The following is a 21,330-nucleotide window of genomic DNA, read 5'->3' as shown; positions in this document are numbered from 1 at the left end:
GGTCTGAGCCGGAACTGATCGGAACTGACCGGGCGGGGGTGCGCCGACGCCTTGTCAGGTGGCGCGTCCCGACGGGAGTTCGGCGTTCTTTCCGGCGGCGATTTCGCGGTCGACCGCGCGCAGGAGGGTGAGCAGCATTCCGTTGAGGGGCGTGGGGATGCCGTGCCGCTCTCCGGCGCGAACCACCGCCCCCGTGATGTGCTCGTGCTCCAACGGGCGGCCGGCCAGGCGGTCGTAGAGCATCGACGAGCCGCCGTCCGGTGGGACCATCGCGTACATCTCCAGTACGCGGTCGATGTCGGCGTTGTGGAGATCCGCGCCCTCGGCCCGCGCGACCGCCGCCGCTTCGCCCAGGATGTCCCGGGTGAGGGCGGCCATGCCGGGGTCGGTGAAAATGCCCATGCGCTGCTGGAGGAGGGCGGTGAGCGGGTTGGCCGCGAGGTTGGTGAGCAGCTTTCGCCAACTGGTCGTCGTGAAGTCCGCGACGGGTACGACCTTGAGGCGGCCGGCGGCGAGGAGGTCGGCGAGGCGCGCGGCCAGGGGGCCTTCGGGTACGTGGATCTCGTTGCCCGCGTAGTGCCTGACCCGGCCGGGGGTGGTGCACTCGACCGACACGTAGACGACCGCGGGCAGGACGGCCGTACCGTCGGGGGCGTGCGGGGCTACGCGTTCGGCGTGGTCGATGCCGTTCTGGAGTACGGCGACGACCGTGCGGGAGTGGCAGAGCCGCCGCAGCCAGCCGGCGGCGCCGGCGGTGTCCTGGGCCTTGGTGGCCAGGAACACCCAGTCCGCGGGCTCGACCGTGCCCGGGTCGACGGCGAAGCGTACGGGGGCTTCGATGACCTCGCCGTCCGTTTCGAGGGTGAGCCGGTCCAGCGGTGTGCGTACGCACAAGGTGATGTCGTGCCCCGTCGGATGAGCCAGCGCGGCCACGAATCCGCCGATCGCGCCACCCCCGATCACCGCGATGCGCAGGGGCGTGGCCGGTACGGCTATGGGCGGCATGTGCCGAGCGTAACCCCCATGGGGGCGGGTTGCGGAGGCCCCGCGCGACGATTGCGCGGGGCCCGGGGAAGGGAGTCAGTCCTTGTCGCGGCGTCCGCCGTGTCCGGGGCGCTGGGCGACCCAGGTGCGGATGGTGTCGGCGAACCAGTACGGTCTGCCGCCCTCCACGAGGTCCGGTGGCGGCAGTAGCCCGTGTTTCCGGTAGGAGCGCACGGTGTCGGGTTGGACTCGGATGTGTGCGGCGATCTCCTTGTACGACCAGAGTCTGCGGTCGGTCATATGTCTCGCACCTCCCTCAGCCGCCCGCAGTGACGGCCCGGGGGAGCCGACGGAAAACTGCGCGCGGTCTGGTGATCACTCAGCCTTGCCCGGTGAACGACGGTGAGTGAGCAGGAGCGAGGGCCTGTTGATCGGCTGTGACGTAAGACCCGCGTAACGGTGACAGCCGTGACGAACAGGGCATCGCTGTCACGAGGCGAAGAAGGGGACGAAGAAGAGAGGGGGGAGGGCGGGCCTCGTCTCTGCGGCCCCTGCCCTCCAATCCACCAGTCCTTCGGCCCTACCCCTCCGTTTTCGCCCCCGCAGCCGTCTTGCGCAGTTCGTGTTCCAGGTCCTCCAGGGCCATCCCCTTGGTTTCCGGGGCGTTCCGCTTGCAGAAGAGCAAGGACAGTACGCACATCAGGCCGAAGAGCCAGAAGGTGACGCTCGGGCCTGCCGCATCGAGAAGCACCGGGAACACCAGGGCCACCGTGAAGTTGGCCAGCCACATCACGAACACCGCGGCGCCCATGGCGAGCCCGCGCACCTTCAGCGGGAACATCTCGGCGAGCAGCAGCCAGACACCGGTGTTCAGGGTCGCTTGCATGAAGCCCATGTAGAGGACCATCAGGCCGAGAACGAGGCAACTGACGGCGGTGGACTTCGGAAGGTGGAAGGAGGCTCCCAGGAGGGCCAGCGATACGGTCATCCCGGAAAGGCCCGTGATCAGCATCGGTCGTCGTCCGACCTTGTCGATCAGTGACATGCCGATCGCGGTGGCGACGACGGAGACGGCGCCGATCGCGATGGTGGCGGTGATCGCGGCGTTGGTGCCCAGGCCGGTGGATTCCAGGATCTTGGGTGCGAAGTAGATGACCGCGTTGACGCCGGTGATCTGCTGGACGATCGCCAGCCCGATGCCGATGAGCAGGATGCGCCGTACCCACGGCGTACGCAGGTCCTGCCAGGCGCCGCGCCGTGCGCCGGCCTCCAGGGCGCGGGCCTGGTGGATACGGCCCAGCTCCGCGTCGACCTCGTCGGCGGGCAGCGTTCGCCGCAGGACCCGCGCGGCCTGCTCCGTACGCCCCTTGCCGATGTACCAGCGCGGCGTGTCCGGCAGGAAGAAGAGGCCGACGAACAGGGCCACGGCCGGCAGCGCCGCCAGTCCCAGCATCCAGCGCCACGCCTCCCACCGGGCGAGCACCGCGTTGATCAGGTACGCCAGCAACTGCCCGCTGACGATCATGAGGGAGTTGAAGGAGACCAGTCGGCCGCGGATGTGCGGTGGCGCGATCTCCGAGAGGTACAACGGTGTGATCACCGAGGCACTGCCCACCGCGAGACCGAGCGCGAAGCGCGCCACGACCATGAAGGGGACGGTGGGGGCGAGTGCCACGGCCAGGGCGCCGCCGATGAACACCGCGCCGGCCCACAGCAGGGAAGTGCGCCGTCCCAGCGTGTCCGACATCCGCCCGCCGGCCAGCGACCCGAACGCCGCGCCGATCAGCAGTGCGCTGGTGATGATGCCTTCGCCGAGCGACGTGAGGCCGAAGTGCGACTCCATGAAGGGGAGCGCGCCGGAGACGACTCCGGTGTCGTAACCGAAGAGGGCACCGCCGAGAGCGGCGATGGCAGCGATGCCGATGATGAAGCGCTTGGCGTTACGGGCGGCGGCAGATGAGGCCGGTGGGGTGGGAGGAGCAGATGGGGTGGGTGGGGCGGAGGTGCGTGGGGAAGCCGACGGGTCGGGACCTGCGACATCGGGGCCGTCCGTGGAGGTCGTCGGCCTGCTGGCAGCGGCCATCGTCATCGGCTCCAGTTCTTCTTGACGTACGCGTCGATCTGCTCGCGCATGAAGCGGGACGACTCCTTGGCGCGCTCCTCCCATGCGAACACGGAGGAGACGAGAGTGCCGTCGAACCCGTTGGCGGCCAGTTCGCGGAAGAGCTCGTCGAAGTCCACTTCGCCCTGTCCGATGTCCAGGTGCTGGTGGACGCGGACGGCCGAGCCCGGAGGATTGACGATGTAGCGCAGCCCGGAGGACGCGGTGTGGTCGAAGGAGTCGGCGAGGTGCACCGCGGTGGTCAGCCCGCCGGCGCGCTTGAGGATGCCCGGGGCGTCATTCCCCTGGTGGAAGGTGTGCGGCGCGCAGTAGAGGAAGGACACCAGCGGTGAGTTGATGCCGCGGATCAGGTCGACGGCGGCGTGCCCGTCCTCGATGAAGTCGTCCGGGTGCGGTTCGAGCGCGAGCGAGATGCCTTCGCGCTCGAAGACCGGCAGCAATTCTTCCAGCGACCGCCAGAATCGGCTCTCGCTGCGGTCCGCCCGTTCGGGGCGGCCGTTGAACTCCGAATTCATGGTGTCGACGCCGAGGTCGGCGGTGATCTGGATGGCGCGCTTCCAGTAGCGGACGGCGGCCTGCCGCTCGTCCTCGTCAGGAGAGGACCACTTGTACAGGGGGAGTACGGAGGAGATGCCGACGCCCGCGGCGGACAGTGCCCCGCGGAACGCGCGGATGGTGGCGTCGTCGATGCGCGGGTGCAGGAAAAACGGATTCACATCGTCGCGCGGTGAAAGTTCCATCCATTCGTAACCCAGCTCGGCCACCAGGGAGGGGAGGTCGAGCAGCGGTACGTCGCGGAACATGTACGGGTCGAGAGCGATCTTCACGAGGGGGAGACCTTTCGGGAGGCGACACGGGCCGCGTCACCGGCCCCAGGGCAGGCCGCGGCGCTGGCCCCGCGGCGCGAATGCGGCCCCCGTGGCGCGGGGCGGGGCATGGGCGGCCGTGACGCGGGGCGGCGCGCCGGCGTGGCATGCGGGGGGCACGCTGGCCGTGGCGTGCGGAGACACACCGGCCGTGGTGGGGCACATCGGCCGTGGGGGCATCGGCTGTGGCGGCGGGCCCATCGGCCGTGACAGAGGCACGCACCGACCGTGACGGGGGCATCGGCGATGACGGGGGACGCATCGACCGTGACGAAAAACGACGCGCCGGTCACACCGGAAGACGACGCACCGGCCATGACGAAAAACGACGCACCGGCCACGGAAAAGGGCGCCGCCGCGCCGACCGCGACACAAGCTCGTGACAAGAGCCGACCCGCGAAGAGACGGCAGGCCGTCGGCCGTGGCTCAGCGGTACAGCGCGGGCCGCTCGCCCAGCTCGACCTCGACGCGTTCGCCGGTGGTCTGGGCGCGTACGCCCGCTTCGCAGACCACTGCCGCCGCGTAGCCGTCCCAGCAGCTCGGGCCCGTGACCTCGCCGCGCCGCGTGGCGTCCACCCAGCGCTGCACCTGCCGGTCGTACGCCTCCTCGAAGCGTTCCACGAACCCCGGGGTGATCGAGCCGCCCCACTTGCCGGCGGCGTTGACGAACACTCCGTGGTCGTCGCCGATCCGCGCGGTGCCGCCTTCGCAGACCGCCTCGCAGCCGACCTGGTAGCCGAAGCCGCAGTTGACGAACAGTTCGGTGTCGACGAGCTGCCCGGCGGCGGTCTCGAAGAGGATGAGCTGGGGGTCGCTGAGCCCCTCGGGCGCGTTGCCGCCGGGCGCCGGGCGCAGGACGCGTACGGCGGTGATCTCCTCGTCCAGCAGCCAGCGCGTCACGTCGATCTCGTGGACGACCGAGTCGTGGATCATCATGGCGTTGGTGAAGCCGGGGGGTGTGCCGGCGTTGCGGTGCTTGTTGTGCAGCATCAGCGGGCGGCCGTACGCGCCCTGGTCGAGCAGCGACTTGAGCCTGAGGTAGTCGGCGTCGTACCGGCGCATGAAGCCGACCTGTACCCGCCGGTGGCCCAGTCGCTGCTCGGCTTCGAGAACGCGCAGCGCCGAGGCCGGGTCCGGCGTGAGCGGCTTCTCGCACAGCACCGGCAGGTCGCGCGCGAACGCGGCGAGCAGCGCGTCCTCGTGGGCCGCGCCCGGCGAGGCGATCAGTACGGCGTCCACGCCAGGATCCGCCATGGCGGCCGCCGGGTCGGTGTAGGGCGTGCACTCCTCGATGGCGTCGGCGACGCGCTTCACCCGGTCCGCGTCGATGTCGACGACCGCCGCCACCCGTGCTCCGCTGATGACGCCGCTGATGCGGCGTACGTGGTCGGCGCCCATGCGGCCGGTGCCGATGACGGCCACGCCGAGCGTTCCGTGCTGCTGGCTCATCTCGTGGAACTCCTCGCTCCGTACGGACGGTGACTCAGGCGCCGCAGGAGCGCAGGAAACGGCGGGTGCGCTGGGCGATGGGCAGGGGCTGGTCGGCGGGGCAGGGATACATGTCCTGCTCGACGATGGCGAAGAGGTCGACGTCCAGGTCCTGGGCGGCCTCCAGGACGGGTGCGAGCGCCGGGACGCCCAGCGGCGGTTCGCACATCACGCCCTGCCGGACCGCGGGCCCGAAGGGCGTGCCCTTCTCGACGACGTCCGCGAGGATCTCCGGGTCGACCTGCTTGAGGTGGAGGTAGCCGATCCGCTCGCCGTAGGTCTTGATGAGCTTGACGTTGTCGCCGCCGCAGTATGCGTAGTGCCCGGTGTCCAGGCACAGGTTGACCAGCGAGGAGTCGGTCCCGTCGAGGAAGCGTTCGACGTGTTCCTCGGTGTCGATGTGGGTGTCGGCGTGCGGGTGTACGACGATGTCGAGGCCGAATTCCTCGCGTACCTGCTTGCCCAGCCGTTCCATGCCGCTGTTCAGGTGGCGCCACTGTTCGGCGGTCAGTTCGCGCGGCTCCAGTTCCTCGGCGGTCTTGTCGTCGCGCCAGAAGGACGGGATGACCACCAGGTGCTTGGCGTCCATCGCCCGGGTGAGGGTGGCGACCTCGCTGACGTGCGCCCAGGTCTTGTCCCATACGTCCGGGCCGTGGTGCAGCGAGGTGAAGACGGTGCCGGCCGACACCTTCAGGTCGCGCCGGTCGAGTTCCGCGTGGAGGACGGCGGGGTCGGTGGGCAGGTAGCCGTAGGGGCCGAGTTCGATCCATTCGTACCGGGCCTCGGCGACCTCGTCCAGGAAGCGCTGCCACGGGACCTGCTGCTCGTCGTCGGGAAACCAGACTCCCCAGGAGTCGGGGGCCGATCCGATGCGCAGGCGGTCCAGAACGCGCGGGACGGCATGGGGAACGGTCATGCTGCGGCTCTCCTCTCGCCGGTCGCCGGTGACCGGGAGGCGCGGGGCTGGGTTGTGGGGCACAGCCTCCATCCCGGTCAGGGGAGTGTCAAGACTTCGTCCTGACATAAGGACTTAAGGACTTTGTACTGGGGATAGGCCGCAGGGCGACCGCCGTGTGGGCGCCGGGTGGTTGACGGGCGGAGGTTCCGGTGACCCATGACGTCAGAATGTAAGGACAAAGTATTGACAGCGTCTCGGCCGCCCGGTTAGACCTGTGCTCAGTGACGAACCGGAGGGGCGCACATGACCGAGCCGCGGCAGACCGCAGAGACCGGCCCGTACGACCTGATCACCATGGGCCGCATCGGCGTGGACATCTACCCGTTGCAGACGGGGGTTCCGCTGTCCCGGGTCGAGACGTTCGGGAAGTTTCTCGGCGGTTCGGCCACCAATGTCGCGGTCGCCGCCGCCCGTCTGGGACGGCGTACGGCGGTCATCAGCCGCACCGGCCGCGACCCCTTCGGCGAGTACGTCCACCAGGCGCTGCGCGACTTCGGTGTGGACGACCGCTGGGTGACGCCCGTCGCGGAGTACCCGACGCCCGTCACCTTCTGCGAGATCTTCCCGCCGGACGACTTCCCGCTCTACTTCTACCGCCGCCCCAAGGCGCCCGACCTGGTCATCCACCCCGAAGAGCTGGACCTCGACGCCGTACGGGCCGCCCGCGTCTTCTGGACGACCGGCACCGGCCTGTGCGAGGAGCCGAGCCGTACGGCCACCCTCGCCGCGCTGGAGGCCCGCGCCAAGGCGGGCACCACTGTCTTCGACCTGGACTGGCGGCCGATGTTCTGGGGCGGCGAGGGCGGCGCGTCCGGTGCCGGCGGCGTCACCGGCGCGGCGGCGAGGGACCGGGCGCGGCCGCACTACGAGGCCGCGCTCGCCCACGCGACGGTCGCGGTCGGCAACGTCGACGAGGCCGAGGTCGCCACCGGGGTCCGCGATCCGGCGCGGTGCGCGCAGGCGTTGCTGGACAGGGGCGTCGAACTGGCCGTCATCAAGCAGGGGCCCAAGGGCGTCCTGGCCGTGCACCGCGACGGCCGTGCCGCCGAGGTGCCGCCCACGCCCGTCGAAGTCGTCAACGGCCTGGGCGCCGGTGACTCCTTCGGGGGCGCGCTGTGCCACGGGCTGCTGTCCGGGTGGGAGCTGGAGCCGATGATGCGGTACGCCAATGCCGCGGGCGCGATCGTCGCGTCCCGGCTGGCCTGTTCGTCCGCCATGCCGACGCGCGACGAGGTCGAGGAATTCCTCGCCACGCGCTGAGCGCCGGGCCGGCCAGGGCCCGTCGCGCCCCGCCCCCGACGCCCCCCCCGCGGCGGCCCTCCCGTACGTCCCCGCTCGTTCCGGAAACCTCCCAGAACCTTCCCGGAAGGTGAGAACCGCCTTGACCACTCGGATCTCCGACCTCGTGACGCTGCGGGCCCGGTACCCGAAAGCCGTCGCGGAGGCCGCGGCACGCCGCACCCGCCGCCCCCTGATCGGCGACAGCGGCCGGCTGATGATCATCGCGGCCGACCATCCGGCGCGCGGCGCGCTCGCCGTCGGCGACCGCGAACTGGCCATGGCCAACCGCCTCGACCTCCTGGAGCGCCTGTGCCTCGCGCTGTCCCGCCCCGGCGTGGACGGCGTGCTCGCCACCGCCGACATCCTGGAGGACCTGCTCCTGCTCGGCGCCCTCGAAGGCAAGGTCGTCATGGGCTCCATGAACCGCGGCGGCATCGCCGGCGCCTCCTTCGAGATGGACGACCGGTTCACCGGACACCGTCCGCAGGACATCGCCCGGCTGCGCTTCGACGCCGGCAAGCTGCTCCTGCGTATCGATTACGGCGATCCCGGCTCGCTGGCCACGTTGGAGTCCACGGCCCGCGCCATAGACACCATGGCCGAGTTGGAGCTGCCCACGTTCGTCGAACCGTTCCTCTCCCGCCGGGTGGACGGAAAGGTCCGCAACGACCTGAGCGCGGCGGCCGTGACGAAATCCGTGGCCATCGCTTCGGGTCTGGGCGGCACCTCCGCGTACACCTGGCTGAAGCTGCCGGTCACCGACGACCCCGACGCCATGGCGCAGGTCTGCGAGACCTCGACGCTGCCGACGGTGCTGCTCGGCGGCGACATCAAGGGCACCGCCGAGGACCAGGAAGCGGCGTACGAGAAGTGGCGCAAGGCGCTGCGCCTGCCGACCGTGCAGGGGCTCGTGGCGGGCCGTTCGCTGCTCTACCCGGCCGACGGGGACGTGACGGCGGCCGTGGACACCGCCGTGTCGCTGCTCCGGCGGTAGGCGGCCGGGCCCGAACGCGGTAACTGTCAGTGGTGAGGAGGAGACTTGCAGCCATGAGCACCGAGTTTCACATCAGGGCCCAGGACGGGGCCGAGAAGGCCGACGGGCCGTACGCACTGGACATCGGTCCGGACCGGGCGGGCTGGGGCCACTCGTCCCTGCGCGTCCTCCAACTGCCGCCCGGCGGCGGGCATACGTTCGCCACCGGGGACAGCGAGTGGATCGTGCTGCCCCTGAGCGGCGGCTGTACGGTCGCGGTCGACGGCGGCGGGCCGTCCCTGACGTTCCCCCTGGCGGGGCGGAAGGACGTCTTCAGCGGAGTCACCGACTTCGCCTATGTCCCGCGTGCCGCCGAAGCGGAGATCACCAGCGTCGACGGCGGCCGGTTCGCGCTGGCCGGCGCCCGCTGCGCCCGCCGGCTGCCCGCGCGCCACGGCCCCGCGAGCGCCGTGCCCGTGGAGCTGCGCGGTACGGGCAACTGCTCGCGTCAGGTCAACAACTTCGGCGCGGCCGGTGTCTTCGCCTGCGACAAGCTCATCGCCGTCGAGGTGCTCACCCCCGGGGGCAACTGGTCCTCGTATCCGCCCCACAAGCACGACGTGTGCCGGCCGGGCGAGGAGAGCGAGCTGGAGGAGATCTACTACTTCGAGATCGCCCCCGCCCACGGCTCCGCGGGGTTCGGCTACCAACGCGTCACCCCCTCCGGCAACGGACGCGGCACGGACGTGCTCGCCGAGGTCCGCAGCGGTGACGCCGTGCTCATCCCCGACGGCTGGCACGGCCCGTCCATCGCCGCGCCCGGCCACGACATGTACTACCTCAACGTCATGGCGGGCCCCGGCGAGGAGCGTGCCTGGCTGATCTGCGACCACCCGGACCACGCCTGGGTCCGCGGCACCTGGCCCGGCCGGCCCGTCGACCCCCGCCTGCCCCTGTACGACGCGCCCTACGCCCCCGAGGGAGACCCACGATGACCACTCGACGCCTGACGGTGGCGCAGGCCCTGGTCACCTTCCTGTCCCGCCAGTACACCGAACGGGACGCCCCCGCGGCCCCCGGCGGCCAGGACGGCGCGCCCGCCAGGCACCGCCTGATCAACGCCTGCTGGGGCATCTTCGGGCACGGCAACGTCGCCGGTGTCGGCCAGGCCCTCCTGGAGGCGGGTCCGCAGACGATGCCCTACCTCCAGGGCCGCAACGAGCAGGCCATGGTGCACGCCGCGGTCGGTTACGCCCGGCAGCGCGACCGCCTGTCCGCGCACGCCGTCACGACCTCCATCGGCCCCGGCGCCACCAACCTCGTCACCGGCGCGGCCCTCGCCACGGTCAACCGCCTCCCGGTGCTGCTGCTGCCCGGTGACGTGTTCGCCACCCGCCCCGCCGACCCGGTGCTCCAGCAGCTCGAAGTCCCGTACGCGGGCGATGTGTCCGTCAACGACGCCCTGCGTCCGGTCTCGCGGTACTTCGACCGTGTCACCCGCCCCGAGGCGCTGATCCCGGCCGCCCTCCAGGCGATGCGGGTGCTCGCCGACCCGGTGGAGACCGGCGCCGTCACTCTCGCGCTGCCGCAGGACGTACAGGCCGAGGCGTACGACTGGCCGGAGGAGTTCTTCGCCGACCGCGTGTGGCGGGTGCCCCGCCCCGCGCCCGACGCCGCCGCGCTGGCCGAAGCCGTACGGGTGGTGCGCGCCGCCGAGCGGCCGCTGATCATCGCGGGCGGCGGCGTCCACCACAGCGAGGCCGAGGACGCCCTGCGCGCCCTCGCCGACGCCACCGGCATCCCCGTCGCCTCCACCCAGGCCGGCAAGGGCTCGCTGCGCCACGACCACCCGGCCGACGTGGGAGGCATCGGCCACACCGGCACCGCCACGGCCGACGCGCTGGCCGCCCGCGCCGACCTCGTCCTCGGCGTCGGCACCCGCTACACGGACTTCACCACCGCCTCCGCCACCCTCTTCGCCGACCCCGGCGTCCGCTTCGTCAACCTGAACATCGCGTCCTTCGACGCCCACAAACTCGCCGCGACCTCCCTGGTCGCCGACGCCCGAGCCGGCCTCGAAGCGCTCGCCGAGGCGCTGTCCGGGCACCGCGTCGAACCGGCGTACGAGGCGGAGTACGGCGCCGCCAAAGCCCGCTGGGAATCCCTCGTCGACGCCGCCTACGCCGCGCCCGACGACTCCGTACGCCCCTCCCAGACCCAGGTCCTCGGCGCGCTGGACGCCACCGTCGGCGACCGGGACGTGGTCATCAACGCGGCCGGCTCGCTCCCCGGTGACCTGCACAAACTGTGGCGCGCCCGCTCCCGCCGCCAGTACCACCTGGAGTACGGCTACTCCTGCATGGGGTACGAGATCCCGGCCGCCATCGGGGTCCGGCTGGCCGCGCCCGACCGGCCCGTATGGGCGCTGGTCGGCGACGGGACGTATCTGATGATGCCCACCGAGATCGTCACCGCGGTCCAGGAAGGCGTCAACATCAACGTCGTGCTCGTCCAGAACCACGGTTACGCCTCCATCGGCGGCCTGTCCGAGCAGACCGGCGGTGAGCGCTTCGGCACCGCCTACCGCTACCGCGCCGCCGACGCCTCGTACACGGGTGCCCCGCTGCCCGTGGACCTCGCCGCCAACGCCGCGTCCCTGGGGATGCACGTCATCCGCGCCGCGACCGTCGGCGAACTGCGCGACGCGCTCGCCGCGGCCCGCGCCGACGACCGCCCCACATGTGTCTATGTCGAGACCGCAACGGCCGACACTGTGCCGGGCGCGCCCGCGGCCCAAGCCTGGTGGGATGTCCCTGTGGCCGAGACCGCGACACGTCCGGCGGCGGTCGGGGCCCGTAAGGACTACGACCGGCACGCCGCCGCGCGCCGCCGCCATCTCTGACCCCGCCCGCAGCCGGCCGATGGCCCGAACCGCTTGCGACCCGACCTCCGCTCACCGTCGTCCCCGCAGAAAGGCCCCCGCATGAAGACCATCAACCACTGGATCGGCGGCAAGCCCGCCGAGGGTGTGTCCGGCTCGTTCGGCCCGGTCTACAACCCCGCGACCGGCGCCCAGGAGAAGCAGGTCGCCTTCGCCTCCGTGGACGAGGTGGACGCGGCCGTCGCCGCCGCCAAGGAGGCCTTCCGCACCTGGGGCACCAGCTCGCTGGCCAAGCGCACGGCCGTGCTGTTCGCCTACCGTGAGCTGATCGACGCGCACCGCGAGGAGCTGGCCGCGCTGATCACCGCCGAGCACGGCAAGGTGCACAGCGACGCGCTGGGCGAGGTGGCCCGCGGCCTGGAGATCGTCGAGCTGGCCTGCGGCATCCCGCAGCAGCTCAAGGGCGAGCTGTCCACCCAGGTCTCCACCCGCGTGGACGTGGCCGCGATCCGGCAGTCCCTCGGTGTCGTCGCCGGCATCACGCCGTTCAACTTCCCGGCGATGGTGCCGATGTGGATGTTCCCGCTGGCCGTCGCCTGCGGCAACACCTTCGTCCTCAAGCCCAGCGAAAAGGTGCCGTCCGCGGCCCTCAAGCTGGCCGAGCTGGCCGCCGAGGCGGGTCTGCCGGACGGCGTGCTGAACATCGTCAACGGCGACAAGGTCGCGGTGGACCGCATCCTGGAGCACCCCGACATCGCCGCCGTCTCCTTCGTCGGCTCCACCCCCATCGCCCGTTACATCCACACCACGGGCACGGCCAACGGCAAGCGCGTCCAGGCGCTGGGCGGCGCCAAGAACCACATGCTGGTCCTGCCGGACGCCGACCTCGATCTCGCCGCGGACTCCGCGATCAACGCCGCGTACGGCTCGGCGGGCGAGCGCTGCATGGCGATCTCCGTGGTGGTGGCCGTCGGCGACACCGCCGACCCGCTGATCGAGAAGATCAAGGAGCGGGCCGCCGCGCTGACCATCGGTCCCGGCGACGACCCGGCCTCCGAGATGGGCCCGCTCATCACCAAGGCGCACCGCGACAAGGTCGCCTCGTACGTGACCGGCGCCGCGGCCCAGGGCGCGGACGTCGTCATCGACGGTACGGACTTCACGGTCGCCGGCCACGAGAACGGCCACTGGGTCGGCGTCTCCCTGCTCGACAAGGTCACGCCCGAGATGGACGCCTACCGCGACGAGATCTTCGGCCCCGTGCTGTCCGTCGTCCGCGTCGGCACCTACGACGAGGCGATCTCGCTGATGAACTCCTCGCCGTGGGGCAACGGCACCGCCATCTTCACCCGGGACGGCGGCGCGGCCCGCCGCTTCCAACTGGAGGTCGAGGCCGGCATGGTCGGCGTGAACGTCCCGATCCCGGTCCCGGTCGGCTACCACTCCTTCGGCGGCTGGAAGGACTCCCTCTTCGGCGACCACCACATCTACGGCAACGACGGCGTGCACTTCTACACCCGCGGCAAGGTCGTCACCACCCGCTGGCCGGACCCGTCCGACGGCGGTATCAACCTGGGCTTCCCCAGCAACCACTGACATCGGCAGGCGGACGCGGGCCGTGCGGGACGAGTCCGCGGCCACGATCGGCGGGCGCGGCCGGGACGCCGGGGGGCCGGAGGGGCCCCAGGCGTCCCGCCGTTCACCGCCGTCGCGGAAAACCCGCCGTAATACCGGGGAACCGTTCCGGCCGGATGGCGCATGATGCTGCGTATGAATGTCGAACAACGCCCCACGGGCGCCGTGGAGATGCCGTGCGCCGCGACGGGCGCGCCATGACGGGGGGACCGGTCATCCGCCACGCGGTCCGTACGGACCTGCCGGACGTGGTCGCGCTGGCCGCGGAACACGCCGCGTACGAACGCTCCGCGCCGCCCGCCGCCGATCTGGCGGACCGGCTCGCGGACGCGCTCTTCGGGCCGCGTCCGCCGTGGCTGCGCTGCCTGGTCGCCGAACTGTCCGGCGGCGAACTGGCCGGGTACGCCACCTGCTCGACGGCCTTCGACACCTGGCAGGGCCGCGCATACCTGAGCCTGGACTGCCTGTACCTGCGCGCCGAGCACCGCGGCCTCGGGCTGGGTGCCCTGCTGGTCGAGGCGGTCATCGCCGAGGGCAAGGCGCTGGGCGTCGCGGAGGCGCAGTGGAACACGCCCGACTGGAACGCGGGAGCGATCCGCTTCTACGACCGGTTCGGCGCGACCCGCAAGGACAAGAAACGTTTCACCCTGTCGCTGGAGACGGGCGGCAGGAGCTGAGGGACGGGGAGTTCGGCGGATGCACGTACCAACGGGGCCCGCACGCGGGCCCACGCGGTGCGGCGGAGTACGCGGCACGGGCGACCGGAGCCCCGCCGCCTGTCACCCCCTGGCGCCGGCGGTGGCGGCCGCCAGATAGGCCTCGGCCTGCGCCGCCGTCATCAGCCAGTCGTGGTAGTCCGCCGGGTCGGCGTACCCGTTGACGAAGCGGTGCGCCACGGCGGGGTGTTCGGCGGCGGCCGCCAGCAGCCGCTGCACGTGCTGCGGCAGCGGCTCCAGCATCAGGTTGGTGAATTCCGTGACCCGCCGCGCGTGCCGCCAGAACGCGGCGAAGGCCGAGTGCATCCACTCCGGCCCGAAGGGCGCGTCACCACGCGCCAGGACCGCGTCCAGGTAGACGGCGGCGGCGCGGGCCGCGGTGTTCGAGCCCTGGCCGGTGATCGGGTCGTTGGCCACGACCGCGTCCGCCATGCCCAGGACGTACGTGCCCGGCGCGACCTCGGCCACCGGATGCCGGACGACGGGGGTGACCGCGCCGTACAGGGTCGCGCCCGCGTCCGTGGGCCTGGCGTCCTTGCACAGCTCGTACTCGCCGGGCGCGTATGTGCGCAGCAGTTCGAGCGCGCGGGCCACGCAACCGTCCGGCGACGGCTGATCGTGCCAGCAGTCGAACGGCCCGCCCGGCAGCGCCTCGAACAGCACGATGCCGCACGGCCCGCCCGTGGTGAGCGCCGGCAGCACGAACACCTCGCCGGCCCCGGCCACCGCGTTGATCCGCGTCTGCGGCTCGGGTTCGCCGGCCGGCGCCGCGATGCCGTGCACGTACACGCAGGCCAACGTGCGCTGCGGGCGGTCGAACGGGCAGTACAGCGGATTGCGGGCGAAGATCCGGGTGAGGTCGCCGCGCCCGGAGGCGACGATGGTCAGGTCGTGGTCGGCGGCGAGCGCGGGCAGCATGTCGGAGGTGACGGAGCCGTACCGGACCCGGCCGCCCCGGGCCTCGTACAGACCGAGCCAGCCGGCCATCTTCACCCGCTGGTCGACGGAGTGCGGCGGCTCGTCGAACTGCCCGGTGAAGGCCAGCGCGGACTTCCCGGGCGGGTCCCACACCGTCACCCGCAGCGAGCGCGCGCCGGGCGCGGTCGCGTCCCAGAGGTTGAGCCCGGCGGCGCGCTCCAGGCGCCGGGCCGGGCCGAACACGAGCTGCGTCGACATCACCCGCCCGGTGCGCACCTCTCCCGCCGTACGGTCGGTGACCAGCGTGATGTCGTAGTCCGCGGCGAGGAGGGCCAGGGCGAGATGCAGCCCCGCCTGCCCGGCGCCGACGATGGCGATCCTGCGCATTGCCGCCTCCCCTGGGCCGACCCGGCCCGCCCCCACATCGTCTTTTGTAGCGGCGGGGTGGTGCGGTGTACAGGGGGCCACGAGGCGCACGGGCGCGTTGCGCGTACTGCGGGCGCGGTACGCGCGGCGGCGGCCGTACTGCCGGGGCAGGCGCGCGGGTTCGCCCCGGCGGCTCGGTGCCCCGCCGCGGAACGTCCTTAGGATTCACCGTATGACTTTCCGACTCCGCGGACGACGGCTGTACGCGACGGCGGCCGTGCTGGCCGTACTGGCCGGGTCAGGCACCTGGGCGGCCGTGGCCGCGGACGACCCGCCCGCCGTGCACCGGGAGGACCGGGCGTTCACCATGCCCGAGAGCACCGCGGGCGAGAGCGCCGGGGCCGCGCCCCGGGGCGAGGTCCGGGTGGACACGTCCTTCTTCACCGCGGGCGGCAGCGGCCGCCGCCCCGCCGTTCTCCTCGGGCACGGGTTCGGCGGCAGCAAGGAGTCGGTACGCACACAGGCCGAGGAACTGGCGCGCGACGGGTACGCCGTGCTGACCTGGTCGGCGCGCGGCTTCGGCAGGTCCACCGGGAAGATCGGGCTCAACGACCCGGACCGGGAGGTGGCCGACGTCCGCCGGCTGATCGACTGGCTGGCGAAGCGCCCCGAGGTACGGCTCGACGGCGCGGGCGACCCGCGGGTCGGTGTGGCCGGCGGCTCGTACGGGGGCGCGATCGCGCTGCTGGCGGCCGGGTACGACAAGCGCGTCGACGCGATCGCCCCGCAGATCACGTACTGGAACCTGGCCGACGCGCTCTTTCCCAACGGCGTCTTCAAGAAGCTGTGGGCCGGCATGTTCTTCTCCACGGGCTCGGTCGGCGCGGCCGAGACGGCGGGGGGCTCCGGCGGCAGCGCAGGAACCGGGAACGGGGGCGCAGCCGGCGGTGGCGCCGGAGCGGGGTCGGGTTCGGGCCCGGATGCGGGCGCGGAATCGGATCCGGGCGCGGGCAGCGGCGGCCCCGGGAAGTCCGCCACCGGGAGCGCGCCCCGGGACGTCACCGACGGATGCGGCCGGTTCGAACGGCAGTTGTGCGCGATGTACGAGCGGATCGCGGTCTCCGGCAAGCCGGACGCCGCCGCCCGCGCACTCCTCGAAGCGCGCAGCCCCTCCGCCGTCGCGGACCGCATCAAGGTGCCGACACTCCTCATGCAGGGCAGAACCGATTCACTGTTCCCGCTCGGCCAGGCCGACGCGACGTACCGGGCGCTCCGCAAGAACGGCGCACCCGTCTCCGTCGACTGGCTCGCCGGCGGCCACGACGGCGGCGACCGCGAGACCGGCCGCCTCACCGGCCGGACGAAGGCGTGGTTCGACCGCTATCTGAAGGACGAGAAGGACGCGGACACCGGGCCCGCCTTCCGCGTCAGCCGCGGCGGGGCGGTGGACTCCACCAACGGAGCCGCCCGGCTGCGCGGCGCGAGCGGCGACCGCTACCCCGGCCTGGACAACGATCCGCGCCCGGTCCGCCTGACCGGCCGCGAACAGCGCTTCGCCAACCCGGCGGGGGCGAGCCCGCCGTCCATCTCCACCGTGCCCGGCGTCGGTGCCCTCAACAGCCTCTCCGGTGTCGGCGCCGGGCTCTCCCTCGACTCCGCGGGCCAGTACGCCCGGTTCGATTCGCAGCCGCTGGGCGACCCACTGCGCGTCACCGGCGCGCCGACCGCCCGCGTACACATCGGCTCCACCGGCGACGACGCGGTGATTTTCGCCAAGGTGTACGACGTCGGGCCGAACGGCAGCAGCCGGCCGGTGCTGCCCGCCGGGCTCGCCGAGCCGTACCGCGTCACCGGCGCCCGGGGCGGCAAGAGCGTCACCCTGCGGATGCCCGCCATCGACCACGAGTTCGCGGCCGGGCACCGGCTGCGGCTGGTGCTGTCCTCGACGGACCTCGCGTACGCCTCGCCCGCCGAGCCCGCCACGTACACCGCCTCGCTCGAAGGCGACGGCGTCCTGAGCGTGCCGACCGCGCCCGGCGTCAGGAGCGCGGCGACGCCGCTGCCCGTGTGGACCTGGGCGCTGCCCGCCGCCGGCGCGGTCGTCGCCGTACTGCTCCTGCTCGTCGGACGGCGCCGGGCCGCGGCCGGCGCGCCCGACCCGGCCCTGGCGGACGTCCCGTTGCAGATCACCGGCCTGAGCAAGCGGTACGCCAAGTCCGCCGACCGCTACGCCGTGCGGGACCTCTCCTTCCGCGTCGAGAAGGGACAGGTGCTCGGCCTGCTCGGACCGAACGGCGCGGGCAAGACCACCACCCTGCGGATGCTCATGGGGCTGATCGGCCCGGACGCCGGCGGCATCCGTGTCTTCGGGCACGCGATCCGGCCGGGCGCGCCGGTGCTGTCGCGGGTCGGCGCGTTCGTCGAGGGCGCCGGTTTCCTGCCGCACCTGTCCGGGCGCGCCAACCTCGACCTGTACTGGCAGGCCACCGGCCGCCCCGCCGAGGACGCGCACATCGACGCGGCGCTGGAGATCGCCGGGCTGGGTGACGCGTTGCAGCGCGCGGTCCGCACGTACTCCCAGGGGATGCGGCAGCGCCTGGCCATCGCGCAGGCCATGCTGGGCCTCCCGGACCTGCTCATCCTGGACGAACCGACCAACGGACTCGACCCGCCGCAGATCCGCGAGATGCGGGACGTGATGATCCGGTACGCGGCCGGCGGACGCACCGTGATCGTCTCCAGCCACTTGCTGGCCGAGGTTGAACAGACCTGTACGCATCTGGTCGTCATGGACCGTGGCCGCCTCGTGCAGGCGGGACCCGTCGCCGACATCGTCGGCACCGGCGACACCCTGCTCGTCGGCGTGGCGGACGGCGAGCCGCTGTCCGACGTCCTCCTGGAGAAAGTCGCCGCGCTGCCCGGAGTGGCGGCGGCCGTCCGGGCCGACGAGGGCCTGCTCGTCACGCTCGACGGCACGACGAGCACCCCGCGCCTGCTGCCCGAACTGCTCCGGCTGGAGATCCCGGTGGCCCGTATCGGCCCCCACCGCCGCCTGGAGGACGCCTTCCTCACCATGATCGGAGGTGACCGGTGACCCCCGTCACCGAGCCCGGCACCAGCGGCGGGCACGCACTCCCCGGCGGGCCCACGGGCTCGTCCGTCCCCGGCGCGCCGCACGCCCCCGGCTACCGCCCGCGCCGCACCCTTCCGCTGCGCGTCGAAGCGGTGCGGCAGCTCAAACGGCGCCGTACGTTCGTCATCGGCGCGATTCTGGTGGTGCTGCCGTTCGTCCTGATCGCGGCCTTCGCGATCGGCGGCGACCCGAGCGGCCGCAACAACCGGGTCACCCTGATGGACACCGCGACCGCCTCCGGCGCCAACTTCACCGCGACCGTCCTGTTCGTCTCGGCGGGCTTCCTGCTGGTCGTCCCGGTGGCGCTGTTCTGCGGGGACACGGTCGCCTCCGAGGCGAGCTGGTCCTCGCTGCGCTATCTGCTCGCCGCCCCCGTCCCCCGCACTCGGCTGCTGCTCAGCAAACTCACCGTCGCCCTGCTGTTCAGCGCGGCGGCGATGGTGCTGCTGCCGCTGGTCGCGCTCGGCGTCGGAACCGCCGCGTACGGCTGGGGGCCGCTCCAGCTCCCCACCGGAGGCGCGCTGGCCGCCGGCGACGCGCTGCCCCGCCTCGCGCTCGCCGTCGCGTACATCTTCGTCAGCCAGTTGGTCACGGCGGCCCTCGCGTTCTGGCTGTCGACGGTGACGGACGCGCCGCTGGGCGCGGTCGGCGGCGCGGTCGGCCTGACCATTGTCGGCAATGTGCTGGACCAGGTCACGGCTCTGGAACAGTGGCGCGACTTCCTCCCGGCGCACTGGCAGTTCGCCTGGGCCGACGCCCTACAGCCCCAGCTCGACGGCACGGGGATGATCCAGGGGGCGGCGGTCTCGGTGGCGTACGCGCTGGTGCTGTTCGCGCTGGCGTTCCGGGGGTTCGGGACGAAGGACATCGTGTCGTAGCGGAGAGCGGAGAGCGGAGAGCGGAGAGCGGAGAGCGGGGAGCGGGGAGCGGGGAGCGGGGAGCCCGGGGGCCGTGGGGGCGCCTTGGGGCCCGGGGCGGGCTCGGTCAGGCGCTCGTGGATGCCTGCCGTCGGCGGGAACCCGCGGTCGTACGCCTGGGCCGGCCGCTGCTCCAGGCGGGTGGTGTCCCCGGCGGTCCGCAACCATCTCCGGACCCCGGTTGTCTCAGTCGGTGAAGAACCGGCAATGCGCACATGGAACAGAAGTCGGAAGTCGAGGACATCTCATGCTCCGTCATACTTCGCGCACCTCCGCCATCGCCGTCGCGATCGCCGTCGCCCTCGGCCTCACGCTGACCGTAGCCGCGACCCCGGTCGCCGCCGCGGACACTTCCGTACAGAAGCAGTCCCGGCCGGACGCCCGCGACGACCGTACGGACCGGACCGAACACGCCGACCGTACGGACCGTATCGACCGCGCCGCCCGTACCGACGCGAACGGCCGCTACACCGCCGAGGAGATCCGCCGCTTCCTGGTCTCCTTCTACGGAAAGCACGGCCCCAGCGCCTGGGAGCGCGAGCACCAGGTCTCCGCCGAACTGAAGAAGAAGGCCGCCGAGACGCCCGACCACGACCTGCTGCTGTGCGCCCAGAACACGCCGCGCGACATCTCCGTCGGCAAGGTCACCACCGCGCAGTCCGCCCGGGTCGGCTGGGCGACCATCACCACGTACTGGAGCGGAGACCGCAAGGAGCAGTTCACCGCGTACGTGGATCTGGACGCGACGCGCCCCATCGAACTGCTGGATGTCGCCTGTTCGGTGTGAGGCCCGGGCTCCGGTAAGGCCGGGGGCGAGGAGGAGGGGACACGGTGCCGTGGGTCGCGCGGGGCCCGGGTGCGGGGAGGGGCGGGACTACTCCGCCGGCCCCTGCATATGGGCGCTGACCCACTGCATCGTGCCTTCGCCCATGCCCTTCACATAGGTGTCGGCGCCGTGCGTGCCGCCGGCCACCGTCTGGAGCCGCGTCTTGACCGGGCCGTGTCCGTAGCGTGCGATGAACTTCTTGACCTTCGGCACGACCGTGGCCTCCTTGGAGCCGTCCTGGAAGGCCAGATAGACCTCGGGCCCGCCCTTGCCGATCAGCCGCTGGGCCAGCACCTCCGGGTTGTTCTCCCGCTGCTCCTTCGCGTGACCGCGCCACAGTGGCGAGTCCGGCACGATGTCGGGGCCGCTCGGTATCGCGGCCTTGAAGGTCTCCGGGTGCTGCAGGACGTTCTTCAGCGCGGCGAAGCCCCCGGACGACGAGCCCATGATCGCCCAGCCGTCCCGGCTCTTGAGCGTACGGAAGTTCTGCCGGACGAAGTCGGGGACGTCCTCGTTCAGCCAGGTGCCCATCTTCGGCCGGCCGGGTATGTCGCTGGCGTCGTAGTACTGCTTGGCGTCGGGATTGAGCACCGGCATCACGACGATGAACGGCAGGCTCTTGCCCTCCTTCGACCACTGCGCCAGGCTCTCCTCCAGCTTGAGGTCGCCGCCGATCCAGTAGTTGACGGGGTAGCCCTCGGCGCCGGGCAGCGCCATCAGGACCGGGAACCCCTTGTCGGCGTTCTCCTTCTCGTAGTACTCCGGCGGCGCCCAGACCCACACCTTCCCGGTGAACCCGGACTTCGGCCCGTGATACGTGGCCACGCCGATCGGGGTGCCGTTCCCGGCGCCGCCGACCTTGCGCTGCTCCTTGAAGCTGATCGGGTTGGTGGGCATCCGGGCGAGCGACGCCTGGCCCGGACGCGTGGCACCGTGCGCACCGGACCCCTTCGCGTCACCGAAGCGCACCGGGGCGTCGTCGGAACCGCCGCCCGATCCGCAGCCGGCGGTGGCTGCGAGGGCGGCCAGGGTGGTCAGCACGACCACCGGGGTGAGCAGTGTCTTGCGCACGGGTACTTCTCCTTGCTGAGCGGGCCGGAGGGCGTCCGGCTGCCGAGCAAGAGGGCGCGGCCGGTGCCGGGGTTTCCCTCTTCGGCTGTCGCGTTGCCCGCGCGAACCGGTCACGGACGCGAGACACGTCCGTGACCTGCGCGGTTTACCCGTAGCGGAAGCCGGCTTTACGGTGATTTTCTCGACGAATCGATG

17 protein-coding genes are annotated in these 21,330 nt (G+C 72.1%); 9 read left to right on the top strand and 8 right to left on the bottom strand.

Annotated elements, in window-relative coordinates:
* Window positions 1–54: 54 nt before the first annotated feature.
* The 6 genes from ACH4EB_RS20190 to ACH4EB_RS20165 form a co-directional block, all read right to left on the bottom strand.
* Complete coding sequence (locus ACH4EB_RS20190; protein ID WP_398348905.1) at window positions 55–1,005, bottom strand: 2-dehydropantoate 2-reductase; 951 nt, start codon at window positions 1,003–1,005, stop codon at window positions 55–57.
* A 75-nt stretch (window positions 1,006–1,080) separates the two neighbouring features.
* A complete protein-coding gene (locus tag ACH4EB_RS20185) occupies window positions 1,081–1,284 on the bottom strand; it encodes an AlpA family transcriptional regulator (protein WP_030018934.1) in 204 nt (67 codons plus the stop codon).
* A 280-nt stretch (window positions 1,285–1,564) separates the two neighbouring features.
* Complete coding sequence (locus ACH4EB_RS20180; RefSeq protein ID WP_398348904.1) at window positions 1,565–3,073, bottom strand: sugar porter family MFS transporter; 1,509 nt, start codon at window positions 3,071–3,073, stop codon at window positions 1,565–1,567.
* Entirely contained in the window at window positions 3,070–3,933 is an 864-nt protein-coding gene (locus tag ACH4EB_RS20175) for a sugar phosphate isomerase/epimerase family protein (RefSeq protein WP_398348903.1), read from the bottom strand. The genes ACH4EB_RS20180 and ACH4EB_RS20175 overlap by 4 nt, the downstream gene beginning before the upstream one ends.
* 465 nt (window positions 3,934–4,398) lie before the next feature.
* Entirely contained in the window at window positions 4,399–5,421 is a 1,023-nt protein-coding gene (locus ACH4EB_RS20170) for a Gfo/Idh/MocA family protein (RefSeq protein ID WP_398348902.1), read from the bottom strand.
* 34 nt (window positions 5,422–5,455) lie between these two features.
* Window positions 5,456–6,376: a sugar phosphate isomerase/epimerase family protein gene (locus ACH4EB_RS20165; protein ID WP_398348901.1), complete on the bottom strand. Its 921-nt coding sequence runs from the start codon at window positions 6,374–6,376 to the stop codon at window positions 5,456–5,458.
* Window positions 6,377–6,661: 285 nt separating this feature from the next.
* Between ACH4EB_RS20165 and iolC the strand changes: the two genes are divergently transcribed.
* From iolC to ACH4EB_RS20135, 6 genes are all read left to right on the top strand, one after another.
* Window positions 6,662–7,678 carry a 5-dehydro-2-deoxygluconokinase gene (gene iolC, locus ACH4EB_RS20160; RefSeq protein ID WP_398348900.1) on the top strand — a complete coding sequence of 339 codons (1,017 nt, stop codon included), beginning with the start codon at window positions 6,662–6,664 and terminating at the stop codon, window positions 7,676–7,678.
* Between the two features lie 121 nt (window positions 7,679–7,799).
* The gene (locus tag ACH4EB_RS20155; protein WP_398348899.1) at window positions 7,800–8,693 is read left to right on the top strand and encodes a deoxyribose-phosphate aldolase; all 894 of its coding nucleotides are present in this window, start codon (window positions 7,800–7,802) and stop codon (window positions 8,691–8,693) included.
* Window positions 8,694–8,746: 53 nt separating this feature from the next.
* Window positions 8,747–9,667: a 5-deoxy-glucuronate isomerase gene (iolB, locus tag ACH4EB_RS20150; RefSeq protein ID WP_398348898.1), complete on the top strand. Its 921-nt coding sequence runs from the start codon at window positions 8,747–8,749 to the stop codon at window positions 9,665–9,667.
* Window positions 9,664–11,574: a 3D-(3,5/4)-trihydroxycyclohexane-1,2-dione acylhydrolase (decyclizing) gene (gene iolD, locus ACH4EB_RS20145; protein WP_398348897.1), complete on the top strand. Its 1,911-nt coding sequence runs from the start codon at window positions 9,664–9,666 to the stop codon at window positions 11,572–11,574. The genes iolB and iolD overlap by 4 nt, the downstream gene beginning before the upstream one ends.
* Before the next feature lie 81 nt (window positions 11,575–11,655).
* The gene (locus ACH4EB_RS20140) at window positions 11,656–13,149 is read left to right on the top strand and encodes a CoA-acylating methylmalonate-semialdehyde dehydrogenase (protein ID WP_398348896.1); all 1,494 of its coding nucleotides are present in this window, start codon (window positions 11,656–11,658) and stop codon (window positions 13,147–13,149) included.
* Window positions 13,150–13,385: 236 nt separating this feature from the next.
* A complete protein-coding gene (locus ACH4EB_RS20135) occupies window positions 13,386–13,865 on the top strand; it encodes a GNAT family N-acetyltransferase (RefSeq protein ID WP_398348895.1) in 480 nt (159 codons plus the stop codon).
* Window positions 13,866–13,967: 102 nt separating this feature from the next.
* Here ACH4EB_RS20135 and ACH4EB_RS20130 read toward each other — a convergent pair whose 3' ends face one another.
* Complete coding sequence (locus ACH4EB_RS20130) at window positions 13,968–15,209, bottom strand: styrene monooxygenase/indole monooxygenase family protein (RefSeq protein WP_398348894.1); 1,242 nt, start codon at window positions 15,207–15,209, stop codon at window positions 13,968–13,970.
* 211 nt (window positions 15,210–15,420) lie between these two features.
* On the opposite strand from ACH4EB_RS20130, the gene ACH4EB_RS20125 reads away from it, so the two are divergent.
* From ACH4EB_RS20125 to ACH4EB_RS20115, 3 genes are all read left to right on the top strand, one after another.
* On the top strand, window positions 15,421–18,282 hold the full coding sequence (locus tag ACH4EB_RS20125; protein ID WP_398348893.1) for an alpha/beta fold hydrolase: 2,862 nt from the start codon (window positions 15,421–15,423) through the stop codon (window positions 18,280–18,282).
* A 116-nt stretch (window positions 18,283–18,398) separates the two neighbouring features.
* Window positions 18,399–19,199, top strand: a complete 801-nt coding sequence (locus ACH4EB_RS20120; RefSeq protein ID WP_398349128.1) for an ABC transporter permease — start codon at window positions 18,399–18,401, stop codon at window positions 19,197–19,199.
* Between the two features lie 286 nt (window positions 19,200–19,485).
* On the top strand, window positions 19,486–20,025 hold the full coding sequence (locus ACH4EB_RS20115) for a hypothetical protein (protein ID WP_398348892.1): 540 nt from the start codon (window positions 19,486–19,488) through the stop codon (window positions 20,023–20,025).
* Window positions 20,026–20,112: 87 nt separating this feature from the next.
* Here ACH4EB_RS20115 and ACH4EB_RS20110 read toward each other — a convergent pair whose 3' ends face one another.
* Window positions 20,113–21,135, bottom strand: coding sequence for an alpha/beta hydrolase (locus tag ACH4EB_RS20110; RefSeq protein WP_398348891.1), 1,023 nt, complete (start codon window positions 21,133–21,135; stop codon window positions 20,113–20,115).
* Window positions 21,136–21,330: the final 195 nt, after the last annotated feature.

The organism is Streptomyces sp. NPDC018045, from assembly GCF_044327445.1.
Taxonomy (GTDB): Bacteria; Actinomycetota; Actinomycetes; order Streptomycetales; family Streptomycetaceae; genus Streptomyces.
Note: the sequence above shows the minus strand (reverse complement) of the source record. Positions and strands in the feature narration are given on the sequence as shown.